We start from the raw sequence: 12,237 nt of genomic DNA, 5'->3' as shown, positions 1-12,237 counted from the left end.
TTTCGACATGCGAATCGTCACCAGTCGCGAGTTCAACCAGGATGTCTCCAGCGCCAAACGCATGGCGCGGATGGAGCCGGTGTTCGTCACCGACCGGGGCCGCCCCACCCATGTGCTGGTCAGCATCGAGGCCTATCGGCGCCTCAGCGGCCAGGTCGAAACCATCGTCGACCTGCTCAGCGAGCCCGACGCGGTCGAGGCCGAACCCGACGCCGGCCGCTCCGACGCCGCCTGGGCCCATGGCGAGGCCGACTGATGTTCCTGCTCGACGCCCCCGTGGTTCTGGAGCTGCGCCGCGCCAAGACCGGACAGGCCGATCCGGGCCTCGCCGCCTGGGCCGGCGGCGCCGCGCGCCACAGTCTGTTCCTGTCAGCCCTGACGCTGATGGAGCTTCAGAACGGGGCGGCCCTCTTGGCCAAGCGCGATCCGGCCGCCGGTCAGGCGCGCCAGTCCTGGATCGACAATCAGGTCATGCCGGCCTTCGACGGCCGCATCTTGCCGGTGGACGCCGCTGTCGTGCGCCGCCGCGCGCACCTCCCCCAGGCCAATCCGCGCGACGGGCTTCTGGCCGCCACGGCGCTGGAGCATGGCCTGACCCTAGTGACCCGCAATGTCGCCGCCTTCAAGGCCGGGCGGGTCAAGGTCTTCAACCCCTGGGGCTATTCGCCCGAAACGGCCGAAGACGACGCCGACTGGAACCAGGCCACGCGCGGAGGCCCGATGTGGCTTCAGAACCTGTTCGTGCGCTCATGAGCCGCCTTTCCAACCCGACCGCGCGGAGCTAGGCCGAACAGATGGGGGCCAGGCGCAACATCGTCATCGTCGGGGGCGGCACGGCCGGATGGCTGACGGCCGCTTATCTAGCCAAGGCGCTGGGCGCCGGCGAGGGCGGCCGGGTCCAGATCACACTGCTGGAATCGCCCGACATAGGCATCATCGGCGTGGGCGAAGGCGCCTTTCCGACCATCCGCAACACCCTGCGCTTCCTGGGCGTAGACGAAGCCCAGTTCATCCGTGACGCCTCGGCCACCTTCAAACAAGGCATCCGCTTCGTCGACTGGGAGAAGGAAGGCACGCGCTACTTCCACCCCTTCGAGGCGCCCTTCTTCACCGAAGAGGCGGACATCGTCGGCCACTGGCTGACGCTGGACCCGGCGACCCGCCCGACCTTCGCCGAGGCCGTCACCATCCAGAACCGCGTCGCCGAGGCGCGCCGCGCGCCCAAGCGCCCGCACGAGGACGACTTCACCGGCCCGCTCAGCTACGCCTACCACTTCGACGCCGTGAAGCTGTCGGGCGTGCTGGCCGACTGCGCGCGCGGCCTGGGCGTCCGCCATGTCGAGGGCAAGTTGGTCGATGTCGTCCTGACGGCCGACGGCGCGGTCGATCACCTGGTCACCGAGGCGGGCGAGACCTTCACCGCCGACCTGTTCATCGACTGCTCAGGCTTCCGCGCCGAGATCATCGGTCAGGCGCTGAAGGCGCCGTTCAAGTCGGCCCGCCCCATCCTGTTCACCGACCGCGCCGTCACGGCCCGCGTACCGCGCGCGCCGGGCGAGGCGATCGAGAGCCTGACCGTCGCCACCGCCCACGCCGCGGGCTGGACCTGGGACATCGGCCTGAACGGCGTACGCGGCGTCGGCTGCGTCTACTCCAGCGCTCACATGAGCGACGACGAAGCCGAGGCCACGCTGCGCGCCTACCTCGGCCCCGCCGGCGCCGACATCGCCACCCGCAAGCTTGAGTTCGAGGCCGGCTATCGCCAGACGCCCTGGGTCAGGAACTGCGTCGCCGTCGGCCTGTCCGCCGGCTTCCTGGAGCCGCTGGAGGCGACTGGCCTTGTGCTGATCGAAACGGCCGTCGGCATGATCGCCGACCTCTTGCCCATGAGCGGCCCGATCGACGCCCCAGCCCGCCGCTTCAACGAGGTGATGACCGCCCGCTACGACAACATCATCGCCTTCCTGAAGCTGCACTACTGCCTGTCGAAACGGCCCGAGCCCTTCTGGCGCGACAACGCCGATCCGGCCTCCATCCCGCCCCGACTGGCCGATTTGCTGGAGCAGTGGCGCTATCGCCCGCCGGCGCGGTTCGACTTCACCCTCGATCTCGAGAGCTTCGCCTTCTACAATTACCAGTACATTCTCTACGGCATGAACTTCGGCGCCGCGCCCGCGCCGGAGCCCGAGGAAGACGCGCGGATCGCCGAACGTGTGCTGGCCCGCATCCAGAAGTTCGGCGACCAGGCCGCCCACGACCTGCCCGGCCACGACGAACTGATCGCCCAGATCAACCGGACGCCTCAGCCCCGCGCGCCCATCCCGCCGGCGGCCCCGGCGCGCAGGACACGCGCCAGGGCCTGAACTTCAGCGAACTGGATCCAGGCTCAGTCCCGGCTCCAGGCCTGACCGGTGGTCAGCTCGGCCAGGGCGCGGATGATGCGGAACACCTCCGCGATGAAGGCGAAGGTCGCACACAGCATCAGGACGAAGGCCAGAGACCAGCCGCCGGTCTGAGCCACGGCCTGCACCCGGTCCACCAGCTGGTCGATGCTCTCGACGCGGATCGCGCCGGATATCGGCGACCACATCCACACCCACCACACGCCCCAGGCCGTCGCCGCCGCGAAGCCGATGTCGCCCAGCGCCGTCAGCCTCACCGGCGACCCCGTCAACACTCGCAGAGCGTCAAAGACGATGCGGCAGGCGATGAAGCCGACCACCGGCCAGTAGGCCAGGTCCACCGTACGGGCGACCGCCACGCCCCAGTCGAAACCGTTCTCGACATACTCCGCGCCGATGGCGGCCGGCGCGATCTGCCCGCCCAGCACGCCCGTCCACCACAGCAGCACCACCGTCCAGCCGAAGGCGCTGGCCGCCGCGCGCACCGTCGGCGGCGCCTTGCGCCTGGGCTTGGAGACGCCGCCGGCCACCGTGCCGGTTCCGCTCGCCGTGGCCTTCAGCCGCTCGGCCCAGCCGTCCGCGCCGAAGGCGGTCCATTCGAACACGGACAGATCCTTCACCCGCCACTTCGTCAGGAACTCCGGCTTGGTCGCCTGGCGCTCGATGATGAAGGCGGCGATGGTGGCCAGGCCGACGATGGCGATGCCGCTGGTGAACAGGCTGTGGAAGCCCTGGCCGATGGCCTGGCCCACCTCGACATCCCCGACCAGCACGCGCACCAGCGCCCCGATCGCGGTGATGAAGACCATCACCGTCAGCGCCGCCCGCACCCCGAACATCCACCAGGGATAGAGCTCCGGGCCCACCACCACGTTCGGCCCGGCGCCGAAGCGCGCGGCGACCGCCAGCGGGTGGCCCATGTCGCGCAGCACCGCCTCGACCTCGGTGTCCGTCAGCGGCGCGCCCTTCTCGGCCGCCTTGGCCTCCAGCGTCGTCTCCAGCTCGTCGCGCAGCTCGGCGATGATGTCGTCGCGCGTCTCCCGGGGCAGCTGCGCCGCCACGGCGTTCAGGTATCGATCCAGCAGGCTCATGGCCTTCTCCCCTCCGAAATTTCTATGATCCGCGTCCGTCACAGGATGCGCTCCAGCGAGGCCGAAATGCCCCGCCACTCGATGGTCAGCCGCCCCAGCACGGCCTCGCCGCGCGCCGACAGCCGATAGAACCGCTTCTTGCGCCGGTCCTCCTCGCGCCACTCGCTGTCCAGCAGTCCCTGGCCCTCCAGCCGGCGCAGCAGCGGATAGAGGGTGCTCTCCTCCATCTCGATGCCGTCCCCGGCCAGCGCCGTGCGAAGCGAATAGCCGTACTGCTCGCTCCGCAGGCGGGCCAGCACAGCCAGGATCAAAGACCCCCGCCGCAGCTCCAGCCGCAAGCTCTCGACAATCTCGTCTTCCTCGGCCATCGGCCACTCCAAGGCGTCACATAGTGTGTGACGCACAGTGTATGGCGCATACTGTGCGAGAGAGTCAACATGCAGCTCTCCCTCTCCCGGAGGGAGAGGGCTTGAGGCTCCAAGAGCGCAGCGATTGGCCAAGCCGAAAGGGTGAGGGGTGCGCGTTATCCGGATGGGGCGTTCCCCTCACCCTTTCACGCCAGGACGCCAGCTTCGCCGCCGTGCGCTCAAGCCCTCTCCTTCTGGGAGAGGGGAAAACTCGCTTGCATCCCCCGCCCCCCTTTGCTTGACCCAACGCCCAAGGGATTTGCCGATGCAAGACGTCATCCGCCGCATTCTGACGGCGCGGGTCTATGACCTGGCGGTGGAGACACCGCTGGACGCCTTGCCGCGCCTGTCCGGCCGCATGGGTCGCCCGGTCACGCTGAAGCGCGAGGATCTGCAGCCGGTCTTCTCGTTTAAGATCCGGGGGGCGGCGAACAAGATCGCGGCGCTCAGCGCGGACGACCTGGCGCGCGGCGTGGTCTGCGCCTCGGCCGGCAATCATGCCCAGGGCGTGGCGCTGGCGGCGACCGGGCGGGGCGCCCACGCCACCATCATCATGCCGGTCACCACCCCGGCCATCAAGGTCCAGGCCGTGCGTGCGCGCGGCGGCCAGGTGGTGCTGCACGGCGACGGATACGACGACGCCTATGCGCATGGCCGTATGCTGGCCGAACAGACCGGCGCCCTGTTCATTCATCCGTTCGACGATCTGGACGTCATCGCCGGCCAGGGCACCGTGGGGCTGGAGATCGCGCGCCAGCACGCCGATCCGATCGAGGCCGTCTTCGTGCCGATTGGCGGCGGCGGCCTGGCGGCGGGCGTCGCGGCCATCATCCGCTTCCTGCGCCCGGAGACGAAGATCATCGGCGTCGAGCCCGTGGACGCCGCCTGCATGAAGGCCGCCTTCGAGGCCGGCGAGGTCGTTACCCTGAGCCACGTCGGCCAGTTCGCGGACGGCGTCGCCGTGCGCCGCGCGGGCGAGCAGACCTTCCGCCTGTGCCGCGATCTGCTGGACGACATCGTCACGGTCGACACCGACGCCATCTGCGCGGCGGTGAAGGACATCTTCGAGGACACCCGCGCGGTGGCCGAACCGGCCGGCGCCCTGGCCCTGGCGGGGGCCAAGGCGTGGGCCGCGGCCAACCCCGGCGCGGGCGCCCTGGTGGCCATCAACTCGGGCGCCAACCTGAACTTCGACCGTCTGCGCCACGTCGCCGAACGGGCCGAGATCGGCGAGGGGACCGAGGCCCTGCTGGCCGTCACCCTGCCCGAGCGGCGCGACGCCTACGCTCGCTTCCTGAAGACGCTCGACGGGCGGTCGGTGACCGAGTTCAACTACCGCTGGGCCGGACACGGCGAGGCGCACATCTTCGTCGGCGTCGCCCTGCGCGAAGGGGTCGGCGAGAAGGCCGCGCTGATCAAGCGCCTGACCGCCGGCGGCTATGGCGTCGAGGACATGAGCGACAACGAGACGGCCAAGCTGCACGTCCGCTACATGGTCGGCGGCCGCGCCACCGGCCTGCCGCACGAGCGCATCCTGCGCTTCCAGTTCCCCGAACGCCCCGGCGCCTTCCTGCGGTTTCTCAACAGCCTCCAGCCCGCCTGGACCCTGACCCTGTTCCACTACCGCAACCACGGCGACGACGTCGGCCGCGTGCTGGCGGGCATCGCTGTGCCGCCGGAAGACGCCGCGCCGTTTCAGGCCGCGCTCGACGCCCTGGGCTATCCGGTGGTGGACGAGACCGACAACCCGGCCTGCAGCCTGTTCCTGGAAGCCACGAACTGATCCTTTCCCTCCCCGGAACGGGGAGGGTGGCGGCGAAGCCGCCGGGTGGGGGCGGCTAGCGGATCCTGTAGCGCCAGATGTTCGGCTCGGCCGTCCCCACCCGGTCGCTGCGCGACCTGCCCTCCCCGTCCCGGGGAGGGAGAACGTCGCACGTCACCTCAACCGATGCGCTTTCAGCCGCTCGTACAGCGGCCGCCCAGCCTCCGCGATCGGCTTCAGCGCGTCCGGCAGATCGTCAAACGCGGCTTCCGCGCGCGGCGCCTCGAACCCGGTGGACGCCTCGACCCGGTCGTACCAGGCCGGCGCCCAGACCCCGTCAGATGCGCGCCGACCGGCCGGCCAGGCCAGCATCGCCGCATCAAACCCAATCCCGCACGCCTTGCACAGCCGCCCCAGCACCGCGCTCGGATCGGCCAGCAGGTCGCGCCCGTCGATCACCGGCGGCGCGGCGCCCAGCCGATCGGCCGCCCGCTCGAACAGCTCCACCTGTCGCGGCAGGCCGATCTCGTCCAGCGTCACAGCGCCCCGCTTCTCGACATAGGACGCCAGCACCGCCTCGGGCGCGCGGATCAGGAAGGCGTTGGTGACGCCACCCGTCCAATCCACCGGAAACTCCGGCAGCATATGGTGGGTCATGTGCTTCTGGTACCAGACCGCCCGCCCCTCCGGCGCCGGCCCAACCATCGCCTGCGCCACCTCGGCCGCTTCCTGCGGCTGCGACGCCAGCACCGCGTCCCGCATCGGATGATCGAAGCCCGTCGCCGCCAGATAGGCCGCATAGAAGGGCTCGTCGCTGACCGCCGTGTCGGGCCGGTTCTCGAAACTGCGCATCAGGGCGGTCGAGACGTTGCGCGGCCCCGACCACATGGCGATGCGGGTTGGGGCGATACGGCTCGTCACCGCCCCCGCGCCTCTTCCGCCCGCACCTGGAAATAGAGCTCGCGCAGCCGCCGCGTCACCGGGCCCGACGCGTCGTCTCCCCCGCCCAGCACGGGCAGCAACCGGCCGTCCACCACCGACACCGGCGTCAGCCCCGCGAAGGTGCCGGTCACGAAGGCCTCGTCCGCCGCGTAGACGTCGAACAACGAGAAGTCCTTCTCCCGCGCCGTGATCCCGCCCCGCGCGGCCGCCCTCAGCACCGCGTCGCGCGTGATGCCTCTCAGGCAGAAGCCGCCGCCGGACGTCCACAGCTCCCCGTCCCGCACGATGAAGAAGTGCGTCGAGTTGCAGGTGGCGACGAAGCCCCGGTCATCCAGCATCAGCGCCTCGTCCGCGCCCGCGTTCATGGCCTGGATGCAGGCCAGGATGTCGTTCAGCTTGGAATGGCTGTTCAGCTTCGGATCCTGATCGGCCGGTCCGGTGCGCCGCACGTGGGTGGTGAACAGGGAGATCCCGCGCGCATACATCTGCGCCAGCGGCGTCTTCCACTCCGGAATGATGACGATGGTCGCCGCCCCGATGGTCAGGCGCGGGTCCTGATAGGGCGAGCGCTTTCGCCCCCGCGTGACCATCAGCCGGATGTGGACGCCGTCGGTCATGCCGTTGGCCTCCAGACAGTCGAACAGCCGGTCCTTCAGCGCCCGGCGGTCGAGGCCGATGTCGATCATCAGCATCTGCGCGCCGTCGTACAGCCGGTCCAGATGCCCTTCCAGGAAGGCGATCTTGCCGTCGATCAGGCGCAGCCCCTCCCACACCCCGTCGCCCAGGACGAAGCCGGAATCGAACACCGACACCTTGGCCTGATCGCGCGGGACCAGCGCCCCGTCGACCGAGATTAGCACCGCGTCATTGCGCGGATCGTCGACGTAATCCTGGGTGCCGCCCGCCATCCGATCATCCTCACGAGCATAGGCGCCCACCCGGCTCCAGATGCAGGTGGTCGCGGTGGAAGCTGTTGTAGTCAGGGCTCAGCACCGTGCCGAAGATGCGGCAGGCGTCGTCGCGGATCCGCTTCAGGAAGCGCGCCTCGGCGTCGTCCGCGCTCCAGTCGCCCGCCACGGTGATGCGCCGCCCGTCGCGCAGGCGCACCCCGCCGAAGTCCAGCGCCGCCGCCCGTGAGTGGGCGCTGGGCCGGTTGCCCGCCTGATTGTTCACGGGCCGGCAGGCGTAGGTGCCGAAGTGGTCGATCTGGACCACGTCCGAACCCAGGATCTCGCGCGCCGCCGGCTCCACCGACTGGCGCCGCCAGATGCTGACGGCCAGCGCCAGCTCGCAGGTGGTTGTCGGCCCCGCCGGCGTCATCCGCGCGATCGTCCCCATGTCGGGTCCCAGCACCCCGGCGTCGCGCAGGAAGCAGGTCTCGGTGTTGTCCCGGTCGGGCGTCGAGACGAAGTTCACCCGCGCGGCGTCCAGCTCGGCCATGCATTGCGCCAGATCCCCCGCCGCCCGCGTGATCCGGCCCTTGGTGCCCGCGTCGATGGGCTGATCGATCAGGCCGTCCGCCACCGCCGTCTGCTGCGGCGCCGGCTGATACGGCCGCGGCCCCTGCGGGACCAGCGGCTCCGGCGCGGTGAGCGTGCAGCCGGCCAGCAGCGCCAGGCCGACGATGATCCAGGCTCGTCTCATCCCCGGACATTAGTCGGATTCGGCGCCCGCCGCCGCGTCGTGCGTTTCTAGCGGAATCCCCTCGTTCGCCCTACATTGTGTTCATGAACCGTTCTTCTACGCCCAAAGGCTCGGCCCCGCGCGTGACCAAGCCTGTCCACGTGCCCGGCGGGGTGTCCGAGGCGCCCGCCGCCTTTCTGCGCGATGACGCGGGCGCGGCGCTGCGGCCGTCGGTCAAGCCGACCCACCTGCCGATGTTCGCGCCGATCACCGGCCCGCGCCTGACGCCGGAGGAGGCGCCCGGCAAGCCGGCCGACTGGACCCCGCACCGCCCCTCGCATGACGGCAAGAAGAAGGGCGGCAAGTTCCGGCTGGAGACCAAATACACCCCCGCCGGCGACCAACCCTCCGCCATCGCCGAACTGGTGGCTCAGGCCGAGAGCGGCGACCGAGAGCAGGTGCTGCTGGGCGTCACCGGCTCGGGCAAGACCTTCACCATGGCCAAGGTGATCGAACAGACCCAGCGCCCGGCCCTGATCCTGGCCCACAACAAGACCCTGGCCGCCCAGCTCTACAGCGAGTTCAAGAGCTTCTTCCCCGACAACGCGGTCGAGTATTTCGTCTCGTATTACGATTATTACCAACCCGAAGCTTATGTCCCGAGAACAGATACTTACATCGAAAAGGACAGCTCCATAAACGAGCAGATCGACCGCATGCGCCACTCGGCGACGCGCGCGATCCTGGAGCGGGACGACGTCATCGTCGTGGCCTCGGTCAGCTGCATCTACGGCATCGGCTCGGTGGAGACCTATACCGCCATGACCTTCACCCTGAAGGTCGGCGACCAGATCGACGAGGCCAAGCTGCGCGCCGACCTGATCGCGCTTCAGTACAAGCGCAACGACCTGAACTTCGAACGCGGCATGTTCCGCAAGCGCGGCGACACCATCGAGATCTTCCCGGTCCACCAGGAGGACCGCGCCTGGCGCGTCACCCTGTTCGGCGACGAGATCGAGGGCATCGCCGAGTTCGATCCCCTCAGCGGCAAGAAGACCGCCGACCTGACCGAGATCACCGTCTACGCCGCCAGCCACTACGTCACGCCCCGCCCCACGCTCAACCAGGCCCTCGGCGGCATCAAGGCCGAGCTGAAGGAGACGCTCGACTGGATGGTCGAGAACGGCAAGCTGCTGGAGGCCCAGCGGCTGGAGCAACGCGTCCGCTTCGACCTGGAGATGATGGAGGCGACCGGCTCCTGCGCCGGCATCGAGAACTACAGCCGCTGGCTGACCGGCCGCGCGCCGGGCGAGCCGCCGCCGACCTTCTTCGAATACATCCCCGACAACGCCCTGCTGTTCGTGGACGAGAGCCACGTCACCGTCGGCCAGATCAGCGCCATGTACCGCGGCGACTACCGCCGCAAGTCGACCCTGGCCGAGTACGGCTTCCGCCTGCCCTCCTGCATCGACAACCGCCCGCTGAAGTTCGACGAGTGGAACGCCATGCGGCCCCAGACGGTCTTCGTCAGCGCCACCCCCGGCCCGTGGGAGATGGAACAGACCGGCGGCGTCTTCACCGAACAGGTCATCCGCCCCACCGGCCTGATCGACCCCCCGGTCGAGATCCGCCCGGTCTCCGGCGCCACGCGCAACCAGGTCGACGACGTCATCGACGAGGTCAAGGCCGTGGCCGCCCAGGGCTATCGCAGCCTGGTCACCACCCTGACCAAGAAGATGGCCGAGGACCTGACCGAATACATGCACGAACAGGGGGTGCGCGTCCGCTACATGCACTCCGACGTCGACACCCTGGAGCGGATCGAGATCCTGCGCGACCTGCGCCTGGGCTCCTTCGACGTGCTGATCGGCATCAACCTGCTGCGCGAGGGGCTCGACATCCCCGAGTGCGGCCTGGTCGCCATCCTGGACGCGGACAAGGAGGGCTTCCTGCGCTCCGAGACCTCGCTGATCCAGACCATCGGCCGCGCCGCCCGCAACGTCGACGGCCGCGTCATCCTCTACGCCGACCGCATGACCGGCTCGATGGAGCGCGCCATCGCCGAGACCAGCCGCCGACGCGAGAAGCAGGAGGCCTACAACGCCGAACACGGCATCACGCCCGAGAGCGTCAAGCGCGACATCAAGGAGATCATGGCCTCGCCCTACGAGAGCCGAGAGATGGACCGCCTGACCCGCCCCGGCGTCGCCGAACAGGCCAAGCCCTTCATCGGCTCCAACTTCCAGGCCGCCCTGCGCGACCTGGAGGGCCGCATGCGCGAGGCCGCCGCCAACCTGGAGTTCGAAACCGCCGCCCGCCTGCGCGACGAGATCAAGCGCATGAAGCTGATGGACCTCGAGTTCGCCAACGAAGCCCTCACCGCGGCGGGCGACGAGGTGGACAAGGCGGCGCCCAAACGGTGGCGGGCGGACGCGGCGGCGGAGAAGGCGGAGCGGTTCAGGAAGAGCAGGCTGTAGAGGCGGAGGCCCCGAAGCCCCTTGTCAGATCACACTGGTGAAGCTGATGCCGCGAGGGATATAGCGCGGAGCTAGATTTCTTTCTGTCGACACCCGAGTTGGCTTGCGGCACGGTTCAATGACGCGCCAAGGTCGCACATCAGTGTCGGCCAACGCCTGCGACATGAGAAGAAGATGCTTCAAAATATCAGCATCGATGGGTTTCGCTCTCTCGTGGGCTTCGACATCGAGTTGACGCCCGGACTGCAGGTTTTGGTAGGGCCGAACGGCTCGGGGAAGTCGAACTTCGTCGAGTTTCTCGATTTCCTAGGGGAGCTTCTCGCTACGGATCTCGACAGTGCAATTTCGGTCGCTGAGGGAGCCGGTTCAATATTCAGTCGCGAGCGTCACACGCGCGACAACGCTCACCTAAAATTTTCTATCTCAGGTGAGAACACGCAACGGTTCAGCGACGAGACGGAAGCAGGGCCTAAACCAAAGGTCGGGTATCGATATGATGTACACGTCAGATACGACAAGCGAATACCAGCGATCTACGTAAGTCGGGAATCTTTATGCGTCACTGTTGCGGGTAATCTGCCGTTCAGAATTAATAGGCATACGAATTACGTAGGTGGCCAATACAACACAAAGGTAACGATAAATAGTAGATCTCACGATCTATATGACGTTATTTACGCGAATTCGCTAAGATATAGACCGACGCAGGAGAAGGATGTTTCTCTTGAGGATATTCTTCAAGATGGTCTTTCTCCGTCGTCTACTGTACTTAGAAGATTTTTCTACCACGAAAGCGTCTTTGATGCCGTCTGGAATGATTTAACGTCATTTCGATCAATAAATTTAGAACCGACATCTGCCAGACTACCGTCTCCCGTTTCGCGAGAAAGCGGAATACAGAGAACTGGTGAAAACTTGGCCTTGGCGCTCTACAAGATGGCGAGGGGCGAATACTATGGGAAAGACTATTTTTGGGCAGCTCACCTAGACCGAAGGTTGGCGCAAAAAACCGCATTCAATAGCATAATAAACTGGTGCAGAGAAATAAATTCGGACATAGTTACAGTCGAGTCAGAGCTCGATTTGGCAGAGGCTGTTCTAAAGCCCCAAATAACATTTAGCTTTTCTGAAAAGCCGTTCGCGTTTGGTAGAATAAGTGACGGAACGGTTAAGTGGGTAGCATTGGTTACAATGATGTTCGCGGAGCAGCAGTTTTCCGTGATTGAAGAGCCAGAGAACTTTCTTCATCCCAAAATGCAAGAGGGTATGATAAGTCTGAGTAGGGAAGTTCTCGCGCGTAAATCTACCAACGCACAGTTCATAATGTCTACTCATAGTCAGACAATATTGGATATGTGCCATCCGTGTGAGATTATCATATTTGGCGTGGAGAACGGGCTTACGAGAGCGAGAAGACCATCTAACATCGAGCAGCTAAATCTGCTGTTGGAAGAGTCCGATTTCGGCGTGGGACATCTTTATAAGATCGGTATTCTTCGTGGGTAGGGTTCTTGCGTTAGTAGAGGGCCATAC

At 66.8% G+C, this 12,237-nt stretch carries 11 protein-coding genes; 6 read left to right on the top strand and 5 right to left on the bottom strand.

Features of this window, described 5'->3' with window-relative positions:
• The first annotated feature begins 7 nt into the window (after window positions 1-7).
• From ASG17_RS05090 to ASG17_RS05080, 3 genes are read left to right on the top strand one after another with little or no spacing between them, the layout of a single operon-like run.
• Window positions 8-256, top strand: a complete 249-nt coding sequence (locus tag ASG17_RS05090) for a type II toxin-antitoxin system Phd/YefM family antitoxin (protein WP_056100078.1) — start codon at window positions 8-10, stop codon at window positions 254-256.
• Window positions 256-753: a type II toxin-antitoxin system VapC family toxin gene (locus ASG17_RS05085; RefSeq protein WP_056100075.1), complete on the top strand. Its 498-nt coding sequence runs from the start codon at window positions 256-258 to the stop codon at window positions 751-753. Before ASG17_RS05090 ends, ASG17_RS05085 begins: the two co-directional genes overlap by 1 nt.
• 41 nt (window positions 754-794) lie before the next feature.
• The gene (locus ASG17_RS05080) at window positions 795-2,363 is read left to right on the top strand and encodes a tryptophan halogenase family protein (RefSeq protein WP_082496123.1); all 1,569 of its coding nucleotides are present in this window, start codon (window positions 795-797) and stop codon (window positions 2,361-2,363) included.
• 23 nt (window positions 2,364-2,386) lie between these two features.
• Here ASG17_RS05080 and ASG17_RS05075 read toward each other — a convergent pair whose 3' ends face one another.
• Entirely contained in the window at window positions 2,387-3,493 is a 1,107-nt protein-coding gene (locus tag ASG17_RS05075) for a hypothetical protein (RefSeq protein ID WP_056100071.1), read from the bottom strand.
• 38 nt (window positions 3,494-3,531) lie between these two features.
• Window positions 3,532-3,861 carry a PadR family transcriptional regulator gene (locus ASG17_RS05070; protein ID WP_156367733.1) on the bottom strand — a complete coding sequence of 110 codons (330 nt, stop codon included), beginning with the start codon at window positions 3,859-3,861 and terminating at the stop codon, window positions 3,532-3,534.
• Between the two features lie 304 nt (window positions 3,862-4,165).
• Between ASG17_RS05070 and ilvA the strand changes: the two genes are divergently transcribed.
• Window positions 4,166-5,683 (top strand): threonine ammonia-lyase, biosynthetic, encoded by a 1,518-nt coding sequence (ilvA, locus tag ASG17_RS05065; RefSeq protein ID WP_056100066.1) that lies wholly within the window; start codon window positions 4,166-4,168, stop codon window positions 5,681-5,683.
• 153 nt (window positions 5,684-5,836) lie between these two features.
• Here ilvA and ASG17_RS05060 read toward each other — a convergent pair whose 3' ends face one another.
• The 3 genes from ASG17_RS05060 to ASG17_RS05050 are packed head-to-tail and all read right to left on the bottom strand — an operon-like array spanning window position 5,837 to window position 8,248.
• The gene (locus tag ASG17_RS05060) at window positions 5,837-6,583 is read right to left on the bottom strand and encodes an HAD family hydrolase (RefSeq protein WP_156367732.1); all 747 of its coding nucleotides are present in this window, start codon (window positions 6,581-6,583) and stop codon (window positions 5,837-5,839) included.
• Window positions 6,580-7,512: an aminotransferase class IV gene (locus ASG17_RS05055; RefSeq protein WP_056100061.1), complete on the bottom strand. Its 933-nt coding sequence runs from the start codon at window positions 7,510-7,512 to the stop codon at window positions 6,580-6,582. The genes ASG17_RS05060 and ASG17_RS05055 overlap by 4 nt, the downstream gene beginning before the upstream one ends.
• 10 nt (window positions 7,513-7,522) lie before the next feature.
• Entirely contained in the window at window positions 7,523-8,248 is a 726-nt protein-coding gene (locus tag ASG17_RS05050; RefSeq protein WP_056100057.1) for an extensin family protein, read from the bottom strand.
• A gap of 233 nt (window positions 8,249-8,481) precedes the next feature.
• Between ASG17_RS05050 and uvrB the strand changes: the two genes are divergently transcribed.
• Together uvrB and ASG17_RS15125 are read left to right on the top strand one after the other, a co-directional pair.
• On the top strand, window positions 8,482-10,704 hold the full coding sequence (uvrB, locus tag ASG17_RS05045) for an excinuclease ABC subunit UvrB (protein ID WP_156367819.1): 2,223 nt from the start codon (window positions 8,482-8,484) through the stop codon (window positions 10,702-10,704).
• 174 nt (window positions 10,705-10,878) lie between these two features.
• Window positions 10,879-12,210: an AAA family ATPase gene (locus ASG17_RS15125; protein ID WP_082496122.1), complete on the top strand. Its 1,332-nt coding sequence runs from the start codon at window positions 10,879-10,881 to the stop codon at window positions 12,208-12,210.
• The last annotated feature ends 27 nt before the right edge of the window (window positions 12,211-12,237 follow it).

It is taken from the genome of Brevundimonas sp. Leaf363 (genome assembly GCF_001424025.1).
In the GTDB taxonomy this organism is placed as follows: domain Bacteria; phylum Pseudomonadota; class Alphaproteobacteria; order Caulobacterales; family Caulobacteraceae; genus Brevundimonas.
The sequence above is the reverse complement of the archived record's forward strand: the minus strand, read 5'-3'. Positions and strand labels throughout refer to the sequence as shown.